Here is a 24989-nt window from a genome sequence, read left to right as displayed (position 1 = left end):
CAACCATTGTATTAAAGGCTTTGTGCGCATAGCGAGAGCATGATGCCGCTGCTGAACCAGACTGTTTTGGTGCTGATTGGATTGCTGCTTGCCGTTTGGACGGTAGGGGCTTGCTGGTTTGTGCTTGATGCACGTGCCCGCGCCCGCAGGGGCGAAGCGGTGCAGCGCCAGGCGCGGCGATTGGCGCGGATGATCGACGAATCACCGGCATTGCCTTTGCTGGTCAGGGCAGACGGGCGGATTGAAGGGCCATCGCGGCTTGCGGGCTGGCTTGGGTTTGATGCCATGCCCGAGTACTTGTCCGAACTTGATGCCGGTGATCGAGGGCTTGATGCACTTGAGTTATCAGCTTTGGGCGAGGCCGTGCGGCGCGCCCAGAAAACCGCAACGCCGTTCCGACTGGCGCTGACTCCGCGTGGCGGTGCGCGCAGTTTGGCGGCGCACGGCCATTTGGCCGATCCGCAAGTATCGCCCGGTGGTGCAGCGCTGGTCTGGTTCTTCGATTTTTCCGAAAGCGAAGCGGAACTGGTACAGCTTCGGGCCGAGACCAGCAGCGCAAAGGCAGACTTTGCGGGGCTTTCCGGGCTGATTGAAGCTGCTCCTTTGCCGATGTGGTTCCGGGGGCCTGATTTCAAACTGCGCCTGGTGAATAGCGCATATGTGAAGGCCGTCGGGGCGGTGAGCGCCGATGCAGTGATTGCCCAAGGCACCGAACTGGTCGAACCCATCGAGGGACTTTCTGCAGGGCAAGTGGCGCGGCAGGCCCATTCGCGCAAAGTGCCGATCGAACGCTCAGTACTGGCCACGATCAAAGGCCAGCGGCGGGCGTTGCGGGTTACCGATTTGCCGTTGGGCGATGAAGGTGTGGCGGGCTATGCTGTTGATATCGAGGAAATGGAGGATATCACCCGCCAGTTTCGCCGGTTCCGCGAAGCACAGCGCGAAATGCTTGATACGCTGTCAGCCGGGATCGCGCAGTTTGATGACAAGCGCAATCTGGTCTTCGCCAACCAGCCGTTCCTGCGCATCTTTGCAGTGCCGCATGCCTGGGTAATCGACACGCCGCCTTTTGACCGGGTGATTGACCGGATGCGTGATGGTGGACGCCTGCCCGAGGTGCGCGATTTTCCGGAATGGCGGCGCGAACGTCAAAGCTGGTTCCTGTCACACGAACCCATTGAGGAATCGTGGCATTTGTCTGACGGCACGCATTTGCGCGTGATTGCGCAGCCAATGCCCGATGGCGGCATGTTGATGATCTTTGAAGATCGTACCGAGCAACTGCAACTTTCCGCAACCCGCGACACTTTGCTGCGGACCCGTACCGCAACCTTCGACAACCTGTTTGAATCGCTGGCAGTGTTTGCGCCCGATGCCAAACTCCAGTTGTGGAACAGGCGGTTTGCAGCCGATTGGGGATTGGACGAGGCATTTTTGGCAACGCACCCGCGCGCTGATGTCTTGCTAAAGCAGATCGCTTCCCAGTTGAAGCGCCCGGCCCAAGTCGGCACGATTGCGCAAGTCATTCAGGGCGCAACGCTTGAACGCAAGCAGCGCAGCGGGCGGTTGACGCTGGCTGACGGGCGGCATCTCGCCATTGCGGGCGTTCCGCTGCCCGATGGCAACGGCATGCTGACCGTGCTGGACATAACCGACAGCCAGAAGGCCGAAGCCGCGCTGCGTGAGCGCAATGCCGCGCTGGTTGAAGCCGACGCGGTGAAGACACGGTTCATTGCCAATATGAGCTATGAATTCCGCACCCCGCTGACATCCATCGGCGGGTTTGCCGAACTGTTGCAAAGCGGGCTGGCCGGGGAATTGACCGAGCAGCAAAACGAATATGTTGCAGCGATCCTGTCATCGGTTGAGCGGCTTGGCGAGCAGATCGAGAATGTGCTCGATCTTTCGCAAAGCGAGGCCGGAACGCTGCCGCTGGCGCAGGACCGGGTGGAGATGTTTCCGCTGCTGACCGAAGTTGTGCAAGAGCGCGCCGAGCGTTTGAGCGCAGCAAAGCTGACGCTGGATCTGCGCGCGGACAGGTCTGCTGGCGTGGTGACGGGCGATGCCCGGCGGTTGCGCCGTGCGTTCGGGCAATTGATCGATAACGCGATTGCCGCAACGCCGGAGGGCGGCCGGATATTGGTTGAAGCGTCGCGCAAAGTCGGCGCAAAGTTGCAGGTTGTGGTTTCTGACAACGGACGCGGCATGGACGCCGAGGTGCTGGCACGGGCGCTTGACGGGTTGAAAGTTGGCGCGGACGGTCGTGCAGTAGAGCGACGTCAGGGACTGGGCCTCCCGTTGGTGCGGCAATTGGTTGAAGCCCACAACGGCACGTTGGAATTGATGTCGGAACCGGGACTTGGCACCAGCGCAATCGTTGTGCTGCCATGATCTTCGCGCTTCCTGATCTGGACGCATCGCAAGAGCTGGCACAACGGATCGCTGCTGATTTGCGCGCGGGCGATGTGGTTGCCCTGACCGGTGGGTTGGGTGCGGGAAAGACCACGCTTGCCCGCGCGATTATTGCCGCGCTGGGCCACGATGGCGAAGTGCCAAGCCCGAGCTTTGCGATTATCGAGGTTTACGATCCGCCTTTGGTACGGCTGCCGTTGGTACACGCTGATTTCTACCGGTTGGAGCATCCATCGGAAGCGGAGGAAATCGGGCTTGATGATTATCGCCAAGGTGCTGCGTTGCTGGCGGAATGGCCGGAAAATGCTGGCGGCTTTGCCGATGAGGCAGGGTGTTTGTCGATTGCGCTTGAATCCACCGAAAACGGGCGCAGGGCCATTGTGCGGGCAGGGCGCGATTGGCTAGAGCGAGGGTTATGGACCTGACTATTCCTTTGGGCACCGAAGCTTTCCTGAACAAGGCTGGCTGGGTTGGCGCGACGATTGAGCCTTTGCCGGGCGATGCATCGTTCCGCCGCTATTTCCGCATTCGCCGCTCAACTGGCACGGCGATGTTGATGTATGCACCGCCGCCCAATGAAGACCCGGAACCGTTCATCCGTTCAGCCCGATGGCTGGAAAGCAATGGCATGCGCGCGCCGATCATCTTGGCCGAACAGGCTGGCGACGGCTTTGTGCTGCTGGAAGATTTTGGCGAAGTGCGGATGCGCGAATACCTTGATGCGTGGCCGCAGGACGAAGAAGAGATTTACCGCGTTGCCATTGATGCATTAATCAAACTGCGCGGCCTGCCGCCGGGACCGTTCACGAACTATACGCTGGCCGAATATCAGCGCGAGGCAAGGCTGTTTACAGAATGGTACGTGCCCGCGCGCGAACTGTACGTTGATGGCCGCGGTTGGGGAACGGCTTGGGACGAAGCGCTTGCGCCTTTGCTGGCGCGGCAACGCCCCGGCGTTACGGTTCTGCGCGATTATCACGCGGAAAACGTGATGTTGCTGGGCGGCTTGGACAGCCAAGGTCTGCTTGATTTTCAGGACGCTTTGGTGGGCCATGCGGCCTATGATCTGGTATCGCTTTTGCAAGACGCGCGGCGCGATGTTTCGCCCGGACTTGAGGCAAAAATGCTGGATTATTACCTTGCCCAAACAGGGGAGGGCGAGGATTTCCGGGCTGATTATGCGCGGCTTGGGGCCCAGCGCAATGCCAAGATTGTCGGCATTTTCGTGCGGTTATGGAAGCGCGATGGCAAGCCGCGTTACCTTGATTATATCCCCCGCGTGTGGGCAGCGTTGGAGCGTGATCTGGCACATCCGGCGCTGGCACCGGTGCGGGCGTGGTTTGACGCCAACATTCCTGCCGATGTACGGGCCAATCTTGGCGGCACGTTCGCGGTATGAGCAAACCACTGGCAAGTGACGTAGCCATTGTGCTTTCAGCCGGTTTGGGCAAGCGTATGCGTCCGCTTACGGCATCGCGGCCCAAACCCTTGGTGCAAGTGGCCGGCAAGCCGCTGATCGACCATTGCCTTGATAAGTTGCAAGATGCGGGCGTGGCGCGGGCTGTGGTGAACGTGCACTACCTTGCTGATGCGCTGGAGGCTTATCTTGCGCGCAGGGAAAAGCCCGAGATTGCCATTTCCGACGAGCGTGAGCACTTGCTTGAAACAGGCGGCGGCATGGCGAAGGCCCTGCCATTGATCGGCAGCGATCCGTTCTTTGCTTTGAACAGCGACAACATCTGGCTGGATGGGCCGCGCAATGTGTTTGAGCATTTGTCCGAATTTTGGGACCCGGAGCGGATGGATGCGCTGTTGCTTCTGGTGCCGCATGCGCGCGCGTTCAATTATCGCGGCAAGGGCGATTTCCACATGGATCCGCTTGGCGCGATTTCACGGCGGCGCACCGGACGGATTGCGCCCTTTATCTTTAGCGGCATCCAGATTGTCTCGCACAGATTGATGCGCGATGCGCCTGATGGTGCGTTCTCCACATCAAAGCTGTGGGACCGGGCGATTGAAGAGGGTCGTCTGTTTGGAACTTCGCATCTTGGCCTGTGGTACGAAGTGGGTGAGCCCGGAATGATTGCGCCGACCGAAACCGCATTGCGTCAGGATTGATATGACAGAAGGGGCTTTTCGCCCACGCGTGTGGTCAATCGCGGCGCACCGTGGTTTTGCCGATGCATTGGTTGCGGGATTGATCCCCCGGTATCGCGAAGACCGATTCGGCCTTGCCCGTTTGACGCTGCTTTTGCCGAGCCAGCGCGCGATCCGCACGGTGACCGAGGCTTTCATCCGCGCAAGCGGGCAGGGCCTGTTGTTGCCGCGCATGGCGGTGGTGGGTGATCTTGATCTGGATGAGACGCTGGGGCCGCTGCTTGATCCTATCGGCGCAGGGCTGGATATTCCCGAGGCGGTCGATCCGGTTTGGCGGCTGCTTCGGTTAGCCCAGATTTTGCGGCAAGTGCTGGGTGGTGATGCGCCCGGTGCGGCAGCTTTGCTGCGTCAGGCGCGCGGGCTGGCGCAGGGCATGGACCGGTTGCTGGTAGAGGGGATTCACCCCGAGCAATTGCTGGATGAAGCGGTTGTCGGGATTGCATCGGACCTGTCTGTCCACTGGATCGAAAACACACGGATTTTTGCGTCAGTCTTTGCGATTTGGCAGGCTAAACTGGATGCGCTTGGGCGTATTGATGCCCCAGAACGGCGGAACCGGTTGCTTGACCATGCAGCACAAACATGGCGGACGCGGCCGCCTTCGCATCCGGTGATTGCGGCAGGGGTTACCTCTGCGTCACCCGCGGTTGCAAAGTTGCTGCGTACTGTGGCTGATATGCCCGACGGCGGAGTGATTTTGCCCGATCTCGACCTTGCACTGGATGCAGATGTTTGGGAAGCGCTGGGCAGCGCAGGCGGGCCTGATGGCGCTGTTTTTGACCGTGGCGATGTGGTCACGCATCCGCAGTATCATCTTAAGCTTCTGCTCAATCGCATGGGAATTGCGCGCGGTGAGGTGCAGCCGTGGCACCGGGCTGGCCTTTCGCCGGCACCGCCTGAACGCAGCCGCGCAATCTCGAACCTGTTCTTGCCGCCTGAGGCCAGCGCGGCCTGGGTTTCGCTTGAGGCGAAAGATCGGCGGCTTTCGGGCGTTCGGGTGATGGAAGCCGCGCATCCCGAAGAGGAAGCGCAGGCCATTGCGGTGCTGGTGCGCGAGGCTTTGGCCGAGCCAGAGCGGCGCGTGGCGGTCATCACACCTGACCGCAGCCTTGCCGCGCGGGTTGTAGCGCATCTGGGCCGGTGGAACATCATAGCCGATGACACGGCGGGCAGACCCTTGCCGCAGACTGCAGCGGGACGGGTGTTGTTACAACTGGCCGAAGTTGTGGCGGAACGTGTTGCTCCGGTGGCGCTTGTGGCGTTGCTGGGCCATCCGCTGGTGCAAGCGGGGGATAAGCGACCTGCTTGGCTGGAGCGCGTGCGCCAGCTTGATCTGGTATTGCGCGGGCCGAGGCCGGGGCCGGGATTGCCCGCAACGCGGCAGGCGGTCGAGAAATTTGAAAAGCGCTTTCCGGGGCTGACCGACTGGTGGTCAGGCGTTGAGGATTTGCTGTTTCCATTGGTGTCGCTTGAAGGAGCCCTGCCGCTTGATGCTGCGCTTGTGGCGCTGGCTGACGCAGGTGAAGCTTTGTGCGGGGCAGGCATGTGGGCGCAGGCCGACGGACGGTGCTTGTCACAATTCGTCGAGCGATGGCGCGAGGCGGCGGGAAATGCGCCATCAACGGTCGACTGTGCCGATCTTCCGGCATTGTTGCGCGATGCGATGGACGAAATATCGGTGCGTCCCCCTTATGGAGGCCATCCCCGCCTTGCGATTTATGGATTGCTTGAAGCGCGGATGAGCCGGGCAGATCTGGTAATCTGTGGTGGGCTGACCGAAGGGACATGGCCGGGCAACCCTGCGCCTGATCCGCTGCTGGCCCCGCCGATCTTGCGTGCGCTGGGCATTCCGGGGGCCGATTTCCGCATCGGCCTTTCCGCGCACGATCTGGCCGCAGCATTGGGCGCGCCTGAAGTAGTCTTGAGCTTTGCCCATCGCGATGCGGCAGGGCCTGCCATTCCATCGCGCTTTTTGCTGCGCATTCAGGCAATGTTGGGAGAGCAATTGCGCACCGAAAACCGCGCAGTAGACTTGGCCAAGGCACTCGGCGATGCCGCGCCTGCTCCGGCCTACCCACGACCGGAGCCGATGCCAACAGCAGAGCAGCGGCGCGTTCCGATCGCGGTGACTGCGCTCGACCGGCTACGCGGTGATCCTTATCAGTTTTATGCGTCGGCCATCCTGAATTTGCGCAGCCTTGATCCGATTGACGCCGATCCCACGCCTGCGTGGAAGGGCACGGCGGTGCATGACGTGCTGAAGGCCTGGCATGATGCAGGCGGTATGCCAGGCGAATTGGTGCCACTGGCCGAGCGTATGTTTGATGAGATGAGCGCCCACCCGTTTATGCGGACAATGTGGAAACCGCGCCTGATCAACGCGCTGCACTGGATAGAAGAAGAGACGGACCGGCTGAACGGTGAGGGCCGCGAGGTGCTTTCGGTCGAGCAGAAGGGCGAGATCGTCGTTGACGGCATCCGCATTCATGGGCGGGCCGACCGGATCGACAAACTGGCTGATGGTAGCCTTGGTGTGGTGGATTACAAAACAGGCATGCCGCCATCGGGCAAGATGGTGGAGCAGGGCTTTGCGCTACAACTGGGGCTGTTGGGGCTGATCGCGCAGGGTGGCGGGATTGATGGCGTCGCAGGCGTTCCAACACGGTTCGAATACTGGTCGTTGGGGCGCAATAAAGAGCGCGGATTTGGCTATATGAAGTCGCCTGTGAAAGAGAATGCGCGGCAATCGGGCATTCTGCTAGAAGACTTCCTGATCAAGACCGAGGATTTCCTGCGCGAAGCCATTGCGAGATGGTTGCTTGGCGATGAGCCGTTTACCGCGCGGCTCAATCCTGATCTTCCCGGCTATTCGGACTATGACCAGTTGATGCGTCTGGATGAATGGCAGGGCCGTGAACGCGCCAATGCAGAGGGCGCATCATGAGCAAAGTCTATCCGCTTATGGACAACCAGGCGCAAGCGGTGGACCCGCAGCGTACGGTCTGGCTTTCGGCATCGGCAGGCACCGGTAAAACGCAAGTGCTGTCAGCGCGCGTATTGCGGCTGCTTTTGCAGGACGGCGTCGAGCCTGAGCAATTGCTATGCCTGACGTTCACAAAAGCAGGCGCTGCCGAAATGGCGACGCGCGTGAACGAAGTTCTGGCAGGCTGGGTGAGGATGGATGACACCCGCCTTGCCAAAGACCTGATGGCGATTGGCGCGCCGTTTGATCCCGCCACTGTGGCGCGGGCGCGCAGCCGCTTTGCCGCGGTGCTGGATTGCCCCGGGGGCGGCTTGCGGATCGAGACGATCCACGCATTTTGCCAATGGTTGCTCGCTTCGTTCCCCGTGGAAGCCGGTCTGCGCCCCGGCACACGGGCGATGGAAGACCGCGACCGCGCCTTGCTGGTGCGCCAAGTGCTTGCCGAGATGCTGGTTGAGGCCGAAGCGCAGGGTGACGAGGCGTTGCTTGATGCGCTCGCGTCCCTGTCCTTGCGGATGAGCGAGGATCAGGTTGAGGCATTCCTGCTGCGCAGTGCGGGCGCACGGGATTTGTGGTGGGGGCCGGGGTCGTGGATTCCACCATTGCGCCCGCGTATTAACAGTGTGCTTGGTTTAGATGAAGATGACGGCGAGGCGAGCCTTGCCGCGATTTGTGCCGATGATGCGTTTGATGCAGCAGCCCTTAGGTCATGCCTTGAGGTGCAATTGGATTGGGGTACTGCCAACGGGGCCAAGATGGCCGAGCCGATTGCCCGGTGGTTAAGCGCCTCGCCCGAAGCGCGCGCGCAAAGCATTGATGAGTTGGCCAAGGCGCTGTGCAATGCCGAGGGTGAGCCGAAATGGCTGAAGAACCTCCTCAAAGTCGACGGCTCCTATGGCGAGGCGGCGCAGCGGGTCATTGCATCGATTGAGGTGGTGCGCGAACTGAAGGCCAAGCTGGATCTGGCATCGTTGCTGGATACGGCGCTGACTGTCGGGCGGCGTTTTGCGCTGGCGTGGGATGAGGCCAAGACGCGCGAAGGGTTCATTGATTTCGATGACCAGATCCGTGCCGCGGCAGACCTTTTGACCAAGCCCAATGCCTCGCAGTGGGAAATCGTTCTTGAAGGGCTGGTTTCCGACTTTTTCACCGGGGAAGGCCAGCGCGGACCGAAGATGCGCACGCTGTTTGTGGTTGGCGATTATAAACAGGCTATCTTCGGCTTTCAGGGCACGAGCCCTGAAAACTTCGCGCGCGCCAGCGGCAAGGTCAAAAGCCAGTTGGTCGAAGTGGCCGATGTCTTGCGTGATCCAGAACGGGAATTGCTTGAACTGGGCCTTGGCCAGTCATTCCGTACGGCCAACCCGATCCTCGATTTCGTGGATGGCGCTATAGCGCGGATCGGGTGGGACCGGTTTGGTTTGAGCCAACCCCCTGAACCCCATCGCGGGTTGCCCATCCCCGGCACGGTCGGACTGTGGCGCGTGGTGGGCGATGAGGACAAGGTTGAAGACGCAGGCGAAGACGACGAGGGCGAGGAGGGCTGGCTCTCACGCCCTGACCGTGAACTGGCAGACCGTATTGCCCGGCAAGTGAAGGCTTGGATCGACGTCGGGTTTCCGCTCGCCAAAGGTGGGCCAAGGCTCGCCAACGCGGGCGATGTGATGATCCTTGTGCGCAAGCGCAAGGAACTGGCAGGGCTGATCGTGGCGCGGTTGCATGCGCGCGGCGTTCCGGTGGCAGGGGTTGACCGGTTGCGGCTGGGCGCGCCGTTGGCGGTAAAGGATCTGGTGGCGGCACTGCGCTTTGCCGCACAGCCGCTTGATGATCTCAATCTTGCAGGCTTGCTGGTTTCGCCGCTGATCGGATGGAGCCAGGAAGACTTGCTGGAGCATGGCTATCGTCCACATGGTGAGCGGTTGTGGAGCTGGCTGCGCCGCAACGAAGGTCCTGCGACCTTTGCAGCGATGGAGCGGTTGCGCAGTTTGCTGGCGAGGGCAGATTATGACCCGCCGCAAGTGCTGTTGCACTGGCTGCTGGTCGGACCTTGGGATGGGCGGCGCAAGTTGATCGCGCGGTTGGGGCGTGAGGCGCATGATCCAATCGATGAATTGCTGAATGCGGCAATGGCCTATTCCAGCGCAAATGTGCCAAGCCTTGTCGGCTTTTTGCAATGGTTTGATGCTGGCGAAGGAGAGTTGAAGCGCGAGGCGGGCAAGAGCGACGGTCTGGTGCGCGTGATGACGGTGCACGGATCAAAAGGTTTGCAGGCGCCGATCGTCATCCTGGCCGATTCTGCCGATGATCCTGACTTGTCGCCACCGCGCGGGCTTGAACTGGTCGAAGATGTGCTCGGCGCTCGCCGGAAGGTGCCCTTGCCTCCGCTGCGCAAAGAGGAAAAGGCACCGGCCGTTCTGGAAGCTGAATCCGTTGCCAAGCTGGCCGAGCGGGAGGAGCATTGGCGGCTGCTTTATGTGGCGATGACGCGCGCAGAAGAAGCACTGTTTATCGCAGGAGCCAAAGGCAAGAAAAAGGCCAGAGGCGGTGCTGACCTGCCCGAGGACAGCTGGTTTGCGCAGTTGGAGCCACTGTTTGGCGATACAGAATGGGAACCATGCTCGTTATGGGTGGGGCGCAAGACCATTGGGGCTCCGCTGCCGTTCCCGGTAAAACCGGCGCAGGTTATTGCGACAGAGTGGATGGTTTTGCCGGATGTTTTGTTGACGCCAATAGGGGCAGAGCCCCGGCCTCCACGGCCCTTGGCACCATCATCGCTGGGTGAAGATGATGCACCCGATCCACCGGCGCAGTCAGGTGCCGGAGCCATGATGGCAGCACGGCGAGGGACATTGCTGCACCGCTTGATAGAGCGTTTGCCCGAAGTGCCGGCTGATGCGCGTGGCACTGCTGGCCGAACGTGGCTTGCGCGCGCGGGCGGTGAATTCAGTGTTGAGGAGCGCGAGGCAATGATATCGTCAGCGCTTGCAGTGCTGGAGCATCCTGACTGGGCCGATGTATTCGGGCCGGAATCGCTTGCCGAAGTGCCGCTGGCCGCTGTGGTTGGCGGGCGGGTAGTAAGCGGGACGGTGGACCGATTGGTCATCGGAAGTGACCGCATCCGCATCATCGATTTCAAAACGGCCCGGCGTCCTCCCATGACAATGGATGAAGTGCCCGGTGCTTATGTGCGGCAAATGGCGGCCTATGCAGCGGCGCTGGAAATGATCCACCCCGGCGTGCCGGTGGAGGCCGCGTTGCTGTATACGCACACACCGCAATTGTTCGTGGTGCCGCAAAGTGTGATCGACGAGCAAAAGTTGCGCCTTACCGGGCAGCAGGAATCCTTTTCTGCCTGATCGGTTGCGCTGGCTCCCACGCGCCTTACGTTAGAGACAAATAGACAGGAGTTCATTCGATGCCGACCAAAGCCGTAACCGACGCCAGCTTCGCCACCGACGTTCTGGGTAGCAGCAAGCCTGTGCTTGTGGATTTTTGGGCTGATTGGTGCGGCCCGTGCAAGATGATTGCGCCGGCGCTTGAAGAAATTTCCGAAGAGCTGGCAGATAGCGTCGAGATTGTAAAAGTCGACATCATGGAAAACACCGATACCGCCAGCCAGTTTGGCGTGCAGTCAATCCCGCTGATGATCCTGTTCAAGGACGGCCAGCCTGTTGCACAAAAGCTTGGTGCTGCGCCCAAGAGCCAGCTCAAGAGCTGGTTGGAAAGCGTGCTGTAACCAGCCAAGGCAAATGCCCTTCCCCACCCGCCTGAAAACGGGTTGGGGGATGGATCAGCCAATTTTGGCGAGGCGTTCTGCCATCGCATCGAACAATGCCGGGCTGGAAGCACCGATCAGGCCCGGTTCCAGGTGGCGGTCAACGCGATATGCTGAGCCATCCGGGCGTGCCGCTTTGCCGCCGGATTCATTGAGGAACAGGACGCCGGCTGCGTGATCCCACGCAAGCGTTTTTTCGAACAGCGATACATCGTTGGCGCCAAGGACGATGCGCGGGTATTGTTCGGCGGCACAGCGCGGAATGTCCACCAGCGTGTAATGCGGGGCAATGTGTTCCAGCAGAGCTTCGCGTTTCTCTTTGTCCACGAACACAAGCGAAATGGCGGCGATGGGCTTGTCTGCACCGCTTACCCTTGAAGTAAAACGTTCGCCATTGATCCATGCGCCTTGCCCACGATGCGCGGTGCACAGGCGGCCTGATAGCGGTTCGTAAATCCAGCCTGCAACGGTTTCGCCTTGTTCTGCCAGTGCCAAAAGGATGCCGAACGGCGGCTTGCCGACAGCGTAATTGTTGGTCCCGTCGAGCGGATCGATGATCCAGCACAGCTTGTCGCATAGCCGCTCGAATATGGCGGGATCAGCGTGGGCCGCCTCCTCGCCTACAATGACGGCGTCTGGGAGGATTTTTGCCAAACCCTCGGCAAGCATGGCCTCGCTTTCGGTGTCGGCAATAGTCACGACATCGTCAGCAGCTTTATCGGTCACATCGCCGATGCTGAGCTTTTGATAATGTTTGAGCAGCGTCTTTTCAGCGGTTTCGCGCATCAGCGCAGCGACAGCTGCGTCAAGTGAGGTTCGCGACATCGTCATCCTTAGGTGAGTGGGATCATGACTTGGCTGGTATAGCCGGGTCGCTGTTTTAAGCGCGTGTACCATTCGGCAAGATGCCGCAAATCAGGACGATTCATGGGGAGCGAAAAGTATGTGTGAGCATAGACGCCCATCGGGATGTCTGCGATGCCAAAGCGTTCGCCCGAGAGCCAATTGCGATGGGCAAGTTCGGCATCAAGAATAGTCATCATGGCAACCGCATTCACGGCAGATTGTGCTACGACTGCATCGGTTCCATCCTTGCCTTGGCGAACGCAGCCCAAAAACGCATCGCGTTGAGCGTCGGCAAAATGGAATTGCCAATCCATCCATTTATCACCCGAGGCACGGACCACCGGGTCATCGCTGCGAAAAGCTGGAGCATAGCGCTCTGCCAGATAGCGCAGAATGGCGTTGGATTCCCAAAGCGCAAGATCGCCATCTTGTAGGGTCGGCACCATGCGGTTGGGATTCATGGCGAGATATTCCGGCGTGTAGCCGAATTGGCCGCCAATATCTTTACGCTCGGACGCGAGGTTCATTTCGATCAGCGCCCACGCGATCTTCTTGACGTTGTGCGAATTGAGACGGCCCCAGAGTGTGATCATGGCGCGCGGCTCATGACCGATAATCGGCGTTGATCGAGATATAGCCGTGAGTGAGATCGCAGGTCCAAACGGTCGCCTCGCCATCGCCAAGGCCAAGGTCGACTTCAAGCGAGATTTCGCGGCCTTTCAGGTGCGCGGCAACGGGGGCTTCGTCATAATCGGCAAGGGGTTGGCCATGGCGCGCAGCCCATATCCCGCCAAAGCCGATGGACAGGCGGTCACGGTCTGCCGGTTCGCCTGCCTTGCCCACAGCCATGACGACGCGGCCCCAGTTGGCATCCTCGCCTGCGATGGCCGTTTTTACCAGGGGCGAGTTGGCGATGGCAAGGCCAACCTTTCGGGCGCTTTCATCGGACACTGCGCCAGATACGCTGACCGCGATGAACTTTTGCGCGCCTTCGCCATCCTTGACGACAAGGTGGGCGAGCTGGCGGCAAATGTCAGCCAAGGCAGCGGCGAAGGCGTCAGCGCCGGGGCTATCAAAGCCGGTCAATGGCGCATTGCCTGCTTTCCCCGTGGCGAAGGCCAGCACGGTGTCGCTGGTGGAGGTGTCGCTGTCGACCGTGATGCACGAGAACGTGCGCGTGTTGGCAGCTGACAGGCACTCTTGCAAAAAGGCCGGGTCAACAGCGGCGTCGGTGAAGATATAGCCCAGCATCGTTGCCATATCAGGCGCGATCATCCCGCTGCCTTTGATGATGGCGCTGAAGTTGACGCGAGTGTCACCAATCATTGCCGAGGCGGTAGCGCCTTTGGTGAAGGTATCGGTCGTTCCGATGGTGCGGGCAGCGTCTTCCCATGAGCAGGGTTCGGCCTCAAGCGCGGCTGCAACCCCTGCGCGCGCCTTGTCCTTGGGCAAGGGAACACCGATTACGCCGGTGGAGGAGACGAAAACCTCCTCTTTCGTGCAGCCTAGGTGGGCAGAAACCTGCTCCATGATCTGTTCAACTGCCTCGCGCCCGCGATAGCCGGTGAAAGCGTTAGAATTGCCAGCGTTGACAACCAGCGCCCGCGCGCTGCCCTGGGCAACATTCTGGCGGCCAAGTTCCACTTCGGATGAGCAGCAAATGTTCCGGGTGAAAACGCCTGCAACTGCAGTGCCTTGCGCCAGTTCAACATAAGTCAGATCACACCGGCCCCAGTCCTTGTAACCGGCGCGCACAACATGCGGCGTCGCTCCGGCAATGGCGGGAAGCGCGGGGAAGGGCGAGGCGAGTGGGGATACAGCGTCTGACATGGCACAGCGCCTAGCGCGCCATGAAGCACGGTTCAACCTTGACGGCTGAGGAGATGACTGTGTTTTCACGATAGACGAATGCCGTTGGAATGCCTATCTGGCTTGGTGATGCGCATTCTGCTCGCCCTGTTGGCCATAATTACGGGCCTTTCCCTGCCTGAGGTGGCGTTTGCTGCATCGCGCACGGAGATTGCAGGCGCGGGCACGTCAGGTGCAGCAACGGCGTCAGCCGAACGGCGTCAACAGCGCTGTGTTGAGCGCGGTGGGACAATCCCGCAGAAACGCTACGGTACGCGCAGAAAAACCGTGTGGCTGCCCGCCCCGGCATTCGTCCGGTCTTGCGGCATAGAACTGACAGACCGCGCCCGCGAATAGCGCGGCTTTCGTCGTTCCTCAATTCAGCAATCCCTTTGCTACATTCGGCGCGTCACCCGCGCGCCATTTCAACACTATTTTATTTGACAGGATTGTACCGCCTTATGTTCGGTTCCATCGCCAAAGCTCTTTTTGGTTCTTCAAACGACCGTTACGTTAAATCGCTCGACAAGATCGTGCGCCAGATTGCCGCCTTTGAACCCGCCATGCAGGCGCTTTCGGACGAAGAACTGACCGGCCAGACAGCCAAATTCCGGCAGATGCTTGCAGAGGGCAAGACGCTTGACGAGCTTCTGCCCGAGGCTTTTGCGACCGTTCGCGAAGCGTCTGTGCGTACGCTGGGCCTGCGCCATTTCGATGTGCAGATGATCGGCGGCATTGTGCTGCATCGCGGTGAAATTGCCGAAATGCGCACGGGTGAAGGCAAGACGCTGGTTGCAACGCTGGCGGTTTATCTCAACGCGCTTGAGGGCAAGGGCGTTCATGTTGTGACGGTGAACGATTACCTGGCCCGCCGCGATGCGGAAACTATGGGCGTTTTGTATAACTTCCTGGGCCTTAGCGTGGGCGTGATTGTGCCCAACATGAATGAAGAGCGCCGCCGCGAAGCGTACGAAAGCGACATCACTTACGCGACCAATAACGAGCTGGGCTTTGATTATCTGCGCGATAACATGAAGCATTCGCGCGATCAGATGGTCCACAAGCCTTTCAATTTCGCGATTGTTGACGAAGTCGATTCCATTCTGATCGATGAAGCGCGGACGCCGCTGATCATCTCCGGGCCGACTGATGACAAGAGCGATCTCTATCTCTCGGTCGATGCGGTGGTGAAGACAATCCAGCCCGAACTGTACGAGGCGGACGAGAAGACCAAGAACATCACGCTGACAGAAGAAGGCGTGGAATGGGTCGAGCGCGCGCTGGAAACGGCAGGTTTGCTCGAAGGTTCAAACCTTTACGATGTCGAGAACACGATGGTCGTCCATCATCTTGATCAGGCGCTCAAAGCCAACAAGATGTTCAAGCGCGATATCGATTACATCGTCAAGGATGACAAGATTGTTATCATTGACGAATTTACCGGCCGCATGATGGATGGCCGGCGCTGGTCGAATGGCTTGCACCAGGGGGTGGAAGCCAAGGAAGGCGTCAACATCGAGCCTGAAAACCAGACGATGGCCTCGATCACGTTTCAGAACTATTTCCGCATGTATCCCAAGATTTCGGGAATGACCGGCACTGCCGCGACCGAAGCGCCGGAATTCTTTGATATCTACAAGATGAATGTCGTCTCGATCCCCACCAACGTGCCGGTCTTGCGCATCGATGATGAGGACGAGTTCTACAAGAACACGATGGACAAGTTTCAGGCCATCGCCAAGCTGATCCGCGAAAAGCATGACATCGGCCAGCCGGTGCTGGTCGGCACGGTCTCCATCGAAAAGTCGGAATTGCTGTCAGAATTCCTGACCAAGGAAGGCGTGACGCACAACGTGTTGAACGCCCGTTTCCACGAGATGGAAGCCCATATCGTGGCGCAGGCGGGCCGTTTGGGCGCAGTAACGATTGCCACCAACATGGCAGGCCGTGGCACTGACATTCAGCTTGGTGGCAACATCGAGTTTCGCATCGATGATGAACTGCGTGATGTCCCCGAAGGGCCGGAGCGCGATGCAGGGATTGCCAAGATTCGCGCCGAAGTGGCCGAGGACAAGCGCAAGGTGCTTGAGGCCGGCGGCCTTTGCGTGATCGGCACCGAACGCCACGAAAGCCGACGCATCGATAACCAGTTGCGCGGCCGATCAGGCCGTCAGGGCGATCCGGGCATGAGCAAATTTTACCTCTGCCTTGAAGATGATCTGTTGCGGATTTTCGGGCCGGATACTCTGTTTGCCAAGATGATGAATTCGAACCTTGCCGATGGCGAGGCGATTGGTTCAAAGTGGCTGTCAAAGGCGATTGAGACAGCGCAGAAGAAGGTGGAAGCCCGCAATTACGACATCCGCAAGCAGGTCGTCGAATACGATGATGTGATGAATGACCAACGCAAGGTCATTTATGAACAGCGCGCTGACATTATGGATGCCGAAGCCGTTGCCGATGTCGTGACAGATATGCGCCACGATACGGTCAACGCGCTGGTTGGCGATGCATGTCCGCCGGGGTCTTACCCTGAACAGTGGAATGTCGATGCCTTGAAGGCGCGGATCGCTGATGTGCTTGGCCTTGACGTGCCTGTTGAGGATTGGCTGCAGGAAGAGGCGATTGAGCCCGACGTGATTGAAGAACGCGTTCAGACGCTTGCCGATGCCCATATGGACACGAAGATCACCGAGGTTGATGCAGCGGCGTGGCGTAGCCTTGAGAAATCTATCCTGTTGGAACGGCTTGATCACCACTGGAAAGAGCATCTCGCCACGCTTGATGCGCTGCGCCAGGTCGTGTTCTTGCGTGCCTATGCTCAAAAGACGCCGATCAACGAGTATAAGCAAGAAGCGTTCGGCCTGTTTGAAAAGATGCTCGACGCGATCCGCGAGGACGTAACCCGCATCCTGATGACCAGCGAAATCCGCATGCGGCCAGCCGATGAATTCCAGCTTCCCGAACTTCCGGACTTCCTGACAAGCCACATCGATCCCTTCACCGGGGAAAACGATGCCTTGCCGCCCGTTCCTGCAATGTTCGGCGCGCTTCCGCCACAAGCGGCAGTATCGCTATCAGTTGGTGCGCCTTCGGCTGATCCCTTCGCCGGGCAAGGCATTAGCCGCAATGCGCCATGCCCATGCGGTTCAGGGCAAAAGTACAAGCACTGCCACGGTGTTGCTGACTAGGGTCAGGACCTATTAATCCCGCCTTCGAGGCGCCGGAATGGCGAACATATCGGACGGACAGGTGCGCCGGGAAGATAGTCTTGAAATAGAACCACTATTCCTGCGCCTATCCGCCTTGCACCATGCCATTTTGCCTCAAACCTCGAAGGCGGGATTAATAGGTCCTGACCCTAAGACGCTTTGCAACCGGACTTCAGGAACATTTGCGGCGCAAGGATTGATCCTTGCGCCGCTTTCGTTTTGGCTAAGTAACAACACGCAATGGGACGATTTCGACCTGCCTACAACTGAATGTGCTGGTTAATGCACCGTCCTTCTTATCAGGACCAAAATGGGACCGGAGACGGCTATGTGGCTTGATCGTGACATGCAATTCGGCGGACCGTCAGGGGCTATCCCGGCGGCAACAGCGCCCATTCAAGCGGCATACCGTCGGGGTATCTTGCGCGCGAAGGTTAACGTCCGAAATCTTTCGTGCTTGTCGGCTGCGATTGACGGTATGGAAAATCCGCCAGTAGGCACGCTGGTCTGGTTGACACTTCCTGGCCTTGAAGCGCGTGCTGCTGTGGTGGAAACCAGCAAGGACTTTCGCGCATTCGTGCGCTTTGCCCAGCCATTCCACCCCGCCGTCCTTGACGCGATCCTGAGCGGATCACTCCGCAGCTATCACTGAAATGCAGTCCTCTTCGATGGACAAGTCTTGGATCCCTTTGCCGTAAACGCGAAGCCATACCACTCTCTCGCCCGCAGAGCTTAAGTGTGAAATGGCCTCGCGCGTACCGACCGAGATCAGCCGGGACTTCTTGAACTGGAACTTAAAACCAAGACGGTTTGCTCTGATTGCGAGGACGATAAACGAGTTGCTTCAGCCCGTTCGAGCAAGAGGGCTTGGCGTGAAAGCTGATATTCGTTTGTTGCAAATATCAGATTTGCCTGCATTTTCTGACCAGTCTTGATACTGGTTGGCAGCGGATGAAGTGAGCGCAACGAGCGGACCGCACGGATTGATTTGGCGTCAAAACGACTGTGACTGTGATTAACAACCACAATGTTGATCGGTTTCCCATCTGGCCCACATTCAAACCGTACCGAAACGAAGCCGGACGTCGGGGTGTTGGGATACTCCAGCTTTCCCGAAAGATCGTTACTCACCCGGTTAGCCCAGACGGACTTGGTGTGCTTTCCTGCATAAACGGTGTGTTCGTTTTGGGCATAAGTGGCAACGCCGCTGGTGGCGAACAGCCCAGCGGACAAAGCTAACATCAGCGCATAAGTCATAGCTATATCCTTCCTGCATGAGGAGGATCGGCCAAATTTGGGCATCCGCACGTAGTTGCGACCATTATACCGGCGTTAGCAACAAAGCCGATCAGGAGGGCAAGCGGTCTGCGGACGCTAAGCTTTCCTACGTGTTAGCCAATCACAGGATTCCGCGCAGAGTCAAATATTATGAGGAGAAATTGGAATCTACGAAAGGTTCATGCGTCCCGCTGACATTTTACGAGTATTATTCATACTATCCGTCCAGCAGAGACATTTATTGCTGCGTTGGGATATAGGAAGGTCATCCAAGGGCCACCGCCACCCACGCGACTCGCAAGGCGCACTTTGCGGTGGCCTCTTGTAAACGTGAGAAGCCAACGTTCATCGCCAAAAAGTGGTCTCGCAACCAATGGCGGTTCCGGGACCGTCCTGTCTCGACGGTAGGCAGCAATCTGGCAGGCCGCCGCAATTGCGAATTTGGAGATAGAAGGCTCAAGCAGAGCGAGGACAACGCTGCGCCTGCCCACTTCCAATTCCCACAATTGAACACGGGCGATAGCTTCGCAGGTTGAGATTGCATGAGAACGGGTTTGGCGGCACCAACTAAGCCGCTGATCTCTCGCGATAAATCGGAAAAATTGGCTCCCTGAGTAGGATTCGAACCTACGACCAAGTGATTAACAGTCACCTACTCTACCGCTGAGCTATCAGGGAGCAGCCACGGTTCCCCGGGGCAGGGCCGTGCTAATAACAGGCGTTTCCGGTTTGGCAAGCACCTGTTTTCAAATTTTCGTCAGACCATGAATTGTTCGGCGAAGATGCGGTCTTCCAGGCTTTGTCCGCGATCGAACATCAAGGTCAGGCGGTGCTCTGGCCAAGCCTTTACGCGGACCTCGCTCACATCGCGGACTTCCTTTTGATCTGCGACGACGAGTACCGGACGCTTTACTGATTCCAAAGCTTTGAACACGATCTCGTAGGTGTCGGGCAAGATCGCTCCGCGCCAGCGGCGGGGCCGGAACGGGCTGATCGGCGTAAGTGCGAGCATGTTTGAAGACAGTGGCAGAATCGGGCCATTGGCGGACAGGTTGTACGCCGTAGAGCCTGCAGGGGTTGCGACGAGAACGCCATCGCACGCCAGTTCAGGCATGCGAACTTTGCCATTGACGCTGACCTCAAGCTTGGCGGTTTGGCGGGTTTCGCGCAGCAAGGACACTTCATTGATGGCGCAAACGGAGTGAATCTGGCCGGAATTTGTCGTTGCCGTCATTCGCAACGGTGAGATCGCGATTCGCGTTGCTTTGCTGAGACGCTCGTCAATCGACCGGCTTGAGCGGTACTTGTTCATCAAGAAGCCGACGGTTCCCAAATTGAGGCCGAAGGCGGGAATGATGTGATCGATGTCGATCATCATGTGCAGCGTTTGCAGCATGTAACCATCGCCGCCGATGACGACAACAGCTTGCGCGTCTTCCAATGCAACCCAATCGCGCGTTTTGCGCAAGGCATCGCAGGCTTCCTGGGCCCGGTCTGTGGGAGAGGCCAACAGAGCAAGGCGGGCAAATTCCGGCATTATCGTGAGGACCTTGGTAATGGGTACTTGCGATGGATATGAGGCGGTGGTGAAGCGCGCAATGCACAATAATGAATTTCGCCAGGCCGTGTTTTGAACAGCGCTACGGTTTGGCAAGTTTTAGGCGGTATGGCGGGACGATGGCCTCACCTGTAAAACCCGCATTTCAGACTTTTGCCGCCAGAGATCGGCTGACAGGGTTGCCCGGCGCAACCGATGCCTTGGCGTGGCTGGAAAGTGCCAGCAAAAGCGGCTTTGTTCACGCGATGTTGATTGGCCTGCACCGGTTCAGGTCGGTCAACCTTGCCTATGGGCAGGCAGGTGGCGATCTGGCTTTGGCCGAGATTGCGCGGCGCATCCGGGATTGCGTTGCCGAAGAGTTGGGTGCTGATGCGCTGGTTGCGCGCGTAAGTGGTGGTGACTTCCTTGTCGCAAGTGCGGGCACACCAAGCCGTGAGCGCTGGCAATGGTTGGCAGAAGCCTTGGCCCGAACTGTTGCACGGTCCTTGCCGATGCGCGGCGATGTGCTGCATCTGGCTCCACGCACTGCGCTGCTGCGCGGGCAACCGGGCGAGAGCGGCGCTGCGATACTTGACCGGCTTGATCAGGCGCTATCGTCGTTACAGCAACAGAATGGCAAACGGGTCGCGTGGGCGGACGGGTCACATCGCGCGCGCGGGCGCAGCGCGGCACGGCTTGAGGCGGATTTGATCGGGGCCATGGCGCGCGACGAGATCGGGCTGGTGTTTCAGCCACAGTATACGGTTTCGGGCGGGGCTTTGGCAGGTGTTGAAGCCTTGGCACGGTGGGATCATCCACAGCTTGGACGGATCGGGGCCGAGACGCTGTTTGCAATTGCCGAACGGGGCGATCACGTGGCGCAGCTTTCGCAGCACATTGCCAAGCGCGCCTTGGCGATTGCGGCCTCGTGGGAGCCACCATTGGCGCTATCGCTGAATGTAACCGCAGAAGATCTGGCCGATGAGGAGTTTGCCAAGAACTTTCGGGCGATTCTGGCCCAGACAGGCTTTGCGCCAAAGTTGCTGACACTGGAGGTGACCGAGCATACCTTGGTTGCCGATTTCACGCGGTCGTCGCAGGTTCTGGGTGAATTGGCCGATCTGGGGGTGCGTATTGCACTGGATGATTTCGGCACCGGCTACGCCAATTTTCAAACGCTGAAGGCCTTGCCGATTGATACGCTGAAGCTTGACGGGTCATTGGCACGCGACATTGATCAAGACCCACGTGACAGAGCCATTTTGCGGGCGATCATCGCCATGGCGCGGGCGTTGGGGCAGAAGATTGTGGTTGAGGGGATCGAGCGCGAGACGCAACTGGCGGTCTTGGCAGATGAAGGTTGCGATACGTTCCAAGGGTTTCTTCGGGCGGGACCGTTGCGCGCCGAAGCGATTGTCGAACTGCTGCGTTAAGCCGCTTTGCGCGCCCTTCGGGCAATAGCAGACAGGCCCTTGGTCATCTGGACAAGGCCGTTGAGACGCCCTTCAGGCGTGCCCCAAGCGCGCGTAATGACGAGCTTGTTATCAGGCCGCAGCTTGGCGATGCCGTTCAACCTTTCAACATAGGCGATCAGGCCCATCGGATCGGGGAAGCTGTCCTTGTGGAAGCTTACCAGCGCGCCCTTGGCCCCTACATCAATCTTGGCAATGTTGGCTTCGATGGCCTGGCGCTTGATTTCGATCAGGCGCAGCAGGTTTGTCGTGGGCTGTGGCAATGGGCCGAAGCGGTCGATCATTTCGGCGGCGAGTGCTTCGACGGCATCGGGGCCTTCTGCGTCGCTCATCCGGCGATAAAGTGCCATGCGGACAGCCAGGTCGGGAACGTAATTTTCGGGGATCATGATCGGTGCATCGACTGTGATCTGCGGGCTAAGCGCATCGCGTTCACGCGCAAGGCTGATGTCACCCGCCTTGGCCGCAAGGATCGCGTCTTCAAGCATCGACTGGTACAATTCGAAGCCGACTTCCTTGATGTGGCCGGATTGTTCGTCACCCAGCAGATTGCCGGCACCGCGCAGATCAAGGTCATGGCTGGCAAGCTGGAAGCCTGCGCCAAGGCTATCAAGATCACCCAGCACTTTGAGGCGCTTTTCCGCGATTTCGGACAGAGCCATGTTTTCGGAATGCGTCAGGTAGGCATAAGCGCGGATTTTCCCGCGACCGACGCGCCCGCGCAATTGGTACAACTGGGCAAGGCCGAAGCGGTCGGCGCGGTGTATGACAATGGTGTTGGCCGAAGGAATGTCGATGCCGCTTTCCACGATGGTGGTTGAGAGCAGGACCTCGTACTTCTTCTCGTAGAATGCGCCCATGCGGTCCTCGACCTCGGTCGGGCTCATCTGGCCATGGGCCGTGACGAAGCGCACTTCGGGAACATTGAGCCGCAGCCACTCTTCAAGATCGGCCATGTCGGCAATGCGTGGCACGATGATGAAGCTTTGCCCGCCGCGCTGGTGTTCGCGCAGCAGGGCCTCGCGCATGACCATATCGTCCCACGGCATCACATAAGTGCGCGTGGCGAGTCGGTCGACAGGTGGTGTCTGGATGGTGGACAATTCGCGCAAGCCCGACATGGCCATTTGCAGCGTGCGCGGGATGGGCGTGGCGGTGAGCGTCAGAACGTGGACGTCGGCTTTCAGCTCTTTCAGCTTTTCCTTGTGCGTCACGCCAAAGCGCTGTTCTTCATCAACGACAACAAGGCCGAGGCGCTTGAAATCGACCGACTTGGACAGCAGGGCATGGGTGCCGATCACGATATCGACTGTGCCATTGGCCAAGCCGACTTTGGTTTCGGCAGCTTCCTTGGCAGGCACAAGCCGCGATAGACGGCCGATTTCAAGCGGGAAGCCGTTGAAGCGTTCGACAAAATTTGTGTAATGCTGGCGTGCCAGCAGCGTGGTGGGGGCAACAACCGCCACCTGCATGCCCGCCATGGCCGCTACGAACGCTGCGCGAAGAGCAACCTCGGTTTTGCCGAAGCCGACATCGCCGCAGACAAGGCGGTCCATCGGCTTGCCACCGGCCATGTCGCTCAGCACATCGTCAATTGCGCGTTCCTGATCGTCGGTTTCATCCCACGGGAAGCGATCAACGAACGGGCCGTAACTGGTGGGATCGGCGGCCAGAACTGCGCCTTCACGCAGTGCTCGATGCGCGGCAGTTGCCATAAGCTGGCCTGCCATTTCCAGAATGCGTTCGCGCATCCGGGCTTTGCGGCGCTGCCACGCTTCTCCGCCCAGCTTATCAAGGCTTACGCCCTCGGCATCCGAGCCATAGCGGGACAGGACATCAAGGTTTTCGACCGGGATATAGAGTTTGTCGCGGCCGGCATATTCCAGCTGGACGCAGTCATGCGGACTATCGCCCACCGCGATGGCTTCAAGCCCGATGTAACGCCCGATGCCGTGGTCCATGTGGACAACCAGATCGCCGGGGGTAAGCGCAGACAGTTCCGCCAAAAATGCATCAGCGTCTTTCCGCTTCTTTTTGCGGCGGACAAGCCGGTCGCCAAGGATATCCTGCTCGGTCAGCAGTTCCAGTTCAGCGTTGGCAAAGCCCTGTTCGAGCGGAAGGACAACGGCAACCGGTTTTCCGGTGGCGGCAAGGCCCAGCGCGTCTTGCCAGCTATCGGCCATGAGCGGCGCTGACTTGCCCGCTTCTGCCAACAGCGAGGCGAGGCGTGAACGTGAGCCGGTGCTGTAAGCGGCGATGATCGGCTTGAGGCCGCGTGTGCCCAGCGCCGCCAGGTACTTTGCCGCCACTTCGTAAATGTTCGTACCGCCGCTGGTGGCGGCCGCACGTTCAGGCGTGAAATCATGGCCCGAAGTGAATGCGAAATCGATGACGTGCTGCGATTCCGGTTCGGCAAACATCGTGGTGCGGTGGACGGGCCAGCCGAGCAACGCGCGGTCGATTTCATCGCGGGTCAGGTACAGCGCAGATTCGGCAAGCGGGCGGTAGCTGCCGGGCGCTTTGGATGAACTATCCAAACGCGATTGATGATAATCGACAATATCCGTGATGCGCTGTTCGGTGGCTTTGGCGGCGCTGCCGTCGATCAGAACAAGGTCGTCTTCGCCCAAGTGGTCAAACAAGGTGACGAGCCGGTCTTCAAATAGCGGAAGCCAATGCTCCATCCCGGCAAGGCGACGGCCTTCGCTGATCGCCTGGTAAAGCGGATCGCCAGTGGCGGTGGCACCAAACTGTTCGCGATAGCGGCTGCGAAAGCGTTTGATGCTGTCTTCATCAAGCAGCGCTTCACTGGCTGGCAGGAGCAAGTGCGTTTCAACGGGCTGCACGGAACGCTGTGTGTTCGGATCGAACAGGCGCAGCGTTTCCAACTCGTCGCCAAAAAAATCGAGCCGCAGTCCGTGATCAAGGCCTGACGGGAAAATATCGAACACCGAACCGCGAACGGCATATTCGCCAGCATCAACGACAGTATCGGTGCGCGAGTAGCCTTGCCTCTGCAGCAACGCGATCAGACTTTCACGGCCAATTTCAGCGCCCGGTGATAACAGCCGCGTGGATTCACGGATGCGGAACGGGGTTAGCACGCGTTGCAGCACCGCGTTGATCGTGGTGACCAGCAATTGTGGGCCGCTGCGCTTGTGCTGCAGCTTTTGTAAGGCAGAAAGCCGTTTTGCACTGACGGATAGAGCTGGTGATGCGCGGTCGAACGGCAGGCAATCCCAGGCTGGAAAGTCTATGACTTCAAGATCGGGTGCAAAAAATGCCGCGCTATCTGTGATGGCGCGCATGGCCGCATCATCAGGCGCGATAAACACCGTCCGGCCTTTGGCGGCACGTGCAAGATCGGCCAAAACGAGCGGCTGTGCACCACGCGCGACCGAGGACAGCGTAAGCGGCGTCTTGGCCGAAAGGATGCGGGTGAAATCGGGCATGACGATTGTGCTAATGC

18 protein-coding genes and 1 tRNA gene are annotated in these 24989 nt (G+C 59.2%); 12 read left to right on the top strand and 7 right to left on the bottom strand.

Going from position 1 to position 24989, the window contains the following annotated elements:
• The first annotated feature begins 42 nt into the window (after positions 1 to 42).
• From B7Y89_RS04455 to trxA, 7 genes are read left to right on the top strand one after another with little or no spacing between them, the layout of a single operon-like run.
• Positions 43 to 2391, top strand: a complete 2349-nt coding sequence (locus tag B7Y89_RS04455; protein ID WP_292936508.1) for a PAS domain-containing sensor histidine kinase — start codon at positions 43 to 45, stop codon at positions 2389 to 2391.
• Complete coding sequence (gene tsaE, locus B7Y89_RS04450) at positions 2388 to 2837, top strand: tRNA (adenosine(37)-N6)-threonylcarbamoyltransferase complex ATPase subunit type 1 TsaE (protein WP_292936129.1); 450 nt, start codon at positions 2388 to 2390, stop codon at positions 2835 to 2837. The genes B7Y89_RS04455 and tsaE overlap by 4 nt, the downstream gene beginning before the upstream one ends.
• A complete protein-coding gene (locus B7Y89_RS04445; protein WP_292936127.1) occupies positions 2828 to 3811 on the top strand; it encodes a phosphotransferase in 984 nt (327 codons plus the stop codon). The genes tsaE and B7Y89_RS04445 overlap by 10 nt, the downstream gene beginning before the upstream one ends.
• Entirely contained in the window at positions 3808 to 4530 is a 723-nt protein-coding gene (locus B7Y89_RS04440; RefSeq protein ID WP_292936125.1) for a nucleotidyltransferase family protein, read from the top strand. The genes B7Y89_RS04445 and B7Y89_RS04440 overlap by 4 nt, the downstream gene beginning before the upstream one ends.
• A gap of 1 nt (position 4531) precedes the next feature.
• Positions 4532 to 7513, top strand: a complete 2982-nt coding sequence (locus tag B7Y89_RS04435) for a PD-(D/E)XK nuclease family protein (RefSeq protein ID WP_292936123.1) — start codon at positions 4532 to 4534, stop codon at positions 7511 to 7513.
• Positions 7510 to 10908: a UvrD-helicase domain-containing protein gene (locus B7Y89_RS04430; RefSeq protein WP_292936121.1), complete on the top strand. Its 3399-nt coding sequence runs from the start codon at positions 7510 to 7512 to the stop codon at positions 10906 to 10908. Before B7Y89_RS04435 ends, B7Y89_RS04430 begins: the two co-directional genes overlap by 4 nt.
• 59 nt (positions 10909 to 10967) lie before the next feature.
• The gene (trxA, locus tag B7Y89_RS04425) at positions 10968 to 11288 is read left to right on the top strand and encodes a thioredoxin (RefSeq protein WP_292936120.1); all 321 of its coding nucleotides are present in this window, start codon (positions 10968 to 10970) and stop codon (positions 11286 to 11288) included.
• A 54-nt stretch (positions 11289 to 11342) separates the two neighbouring features.
• Here the strand turns inward: trxA and B7Y89_RS04420 are convergent, their stop codons facing one another.
• From B7Y89_RS04420 to argJ, 3 genes are read right to left on the bottom strand one after another with little or no spacing between them, the layout of a single operon-like run.
• The gene (locus B7Y89_RS04420; RefSeq protein ID WP_292936118.1) at positions 11343 to 12152 is read right to left on the bottom strand and encodes an inositol monophosphatase family protein; all 810 of its coding nucleotides are present in this window, start codon (positions 12150 to 12152) and stop codon (positions 11343 to 11345) included.
• 8 nt (positions 12153 to 12160) lie between these two features.
• Positions 12161 to 12766 carry a glutathione S-transferase N-terminal domain-containing protein gene (locus B7Y89_RS04415; protein ID WP_292936116.1) on the bottom strand — a complete coding sequence of 202 codons (606 nt, stop codon included), beginning with the start codon at positions 12764 to 12766 and terminating at the stop codon, positions 12161 to 12163.
• Between the two features lie 10 nt (positions 12767 to 12776).
• Positions 12777 to 14003 (bottom strand): bifunctional glutamate N-acetyltransferase/amino-acid acetyltransferase ArgJ, encoded by a 1227-nt coding sequence (gene argJ / locus B7Y89_RS04410; RefSeq protein ID WP_292936114.1) that lies wholly within the window; start codon positions 14001 to 14003, stop codon positions 12777 to 12779.
• Between the two features lie 108 nt (positions 14004 to 14111).
• Between argJ and B7Y89_RS04405 the strand changes: the two genes are divergently transcribed.
• The 4 genes from B7Y89_RS04405 to B7Y89_RS04390 all read left to right on the top strand — a co-directional run bounded on the left by B7Y89_RS04405 (position 14112) and on the right by B7Y89_RS04390 (position 17885).
• Complete coding sequence (locus B7Y89_RS04405; RefSeq protein ID WP_292936112.1) at positions 14112 to 14378, top strand: hypothetical protein; 267 nt, start codon at positions 14112 to 14114, stop codon at positions 14376 to 14378.
• A 104-nt stretch (positions 14379 to 14482) separates the two neighbouring features.
• On the top strand, positions 14483 to 17212 hold the full coding sequence (gene secA / locus B7Y89_RS04400; RefSeq protein ID WP_292936110.1) for a preprotein translocase subunit SecA: 2730 nt from the start codon (positions 14483 to 14485) through the stop codon (positions 17210 to 17212).
• A 37-nt stretch (positions 17213 to 17249) separates the two neighbouring features.
• Positions 17250 to 17516 carry a hypothetical protein gene (locus B7Y89_RS04395; protein WP_292936108.1) on the top strand — a complete coding sequence of 89 codons (267 nt, stop codon included), beginning with the start codon at positions 17250 to 17252 and terminating at the stop codon, positions 17514 to 17516.
• A 174-nt stretch (positions 17517 to 17690) separates the two neighbouring features.
• Entirely contained in the window at positions 17691 to 17885 is a 195-nt protein-coding gene (locus B7Y89_RS04390) for a hypothetical protein (protein ID WP_292936106.1), read from the top strand.
• Between the two features lie 116 nt (positions 17886 to 18001).
• Here the strand turns inward: B7Y89_RS04390 and B7Y89_RS04385 are convergent, their stop codons facing one another.
• From B7Y89_RS04385 to B7Y89_RS04375, 3 genes are all read right to left on the bottom strand, one after another.
• The gene (locus B7Y89_RS04385; RefSeq protein ID WP_292936104.1) at positions 18002 to 18490 is read right to left on the bottom strand and encodes an energy transducer TonB; all 489 of its coding nucleotides are present in this window, start codon (positions 18488 to 18490) and stop codon (positions 18002 to 18004) included.
• A gap of 624 nt (positions 18491 to 19114) precedes the next feature.
• Positions 19115 to 19189 (bottom strand) — tRNA-Asn (locus B7Y89_RS04380).
• 79 nt (positions 19190 to 19268) lie between these two features.
• Complete coding sequence (locus B7Y89_RS04375) at positions 19269 to 20048, bottom strand: NAD kinase (protein WP_292936102.1); 780 nt, start codon at positions 20046 to 20048, stop codon at positions 19269 to 19271.
• 140 nt (positions 20049 to 20188) lie between these two features.
• On the opposite strand from B7Y89_RS04375, the gene B7Y89_RS04370 reads away from it, so the two are divergent.
• Positions 20189 to 21481 carry a bifunctional diguanylate cyclase/phosphodiesterase gene (locus tag B7Y89_RS04370; RefSeq protein WP_292936100.1) on the top strand — a complete coding sequence of 431 codons (1293 nt, stop codon included), beginning with the start codon at positions 20189 to 20191 and terminating at the stop codon, positions 21479 to 21481.
• On the opposite strand, the gene mfd is transcribed toward B7Y89_RS04370, so the two are convergent.
• Positions 21478 to 24972, bottom strand: a complete 3495-nt coding sequence (mfd, locus tag B7Y89_RS04365; RefSeq protein ID WP_292936098.1) for a transcription-repair coupling factor — start codon at positions 24970 to 24972, stop codon at positions 21478 to 21480. The two genes, B7Y89_RS04370 and mfd, sit on opposite strands and share 4 nt — an antisense overlap.
• Positions 24973 to 24989: the final 17 nt, after the last annotated feature.

Source organism: Novosphingobium sp. 32-60-15 (assembly GCF_002280675.1).
In the GTDB taxonomy this organism is placed as follows: domain Bacteria; phylum Pseudomonadota; class Alphaproteobacteria; order Sphingomonadales; family Sphingomonadaceae; genus Novosphingobium.
This window is presented reverse-complemented; position numbering and strand designations above follow the sequence as displayed.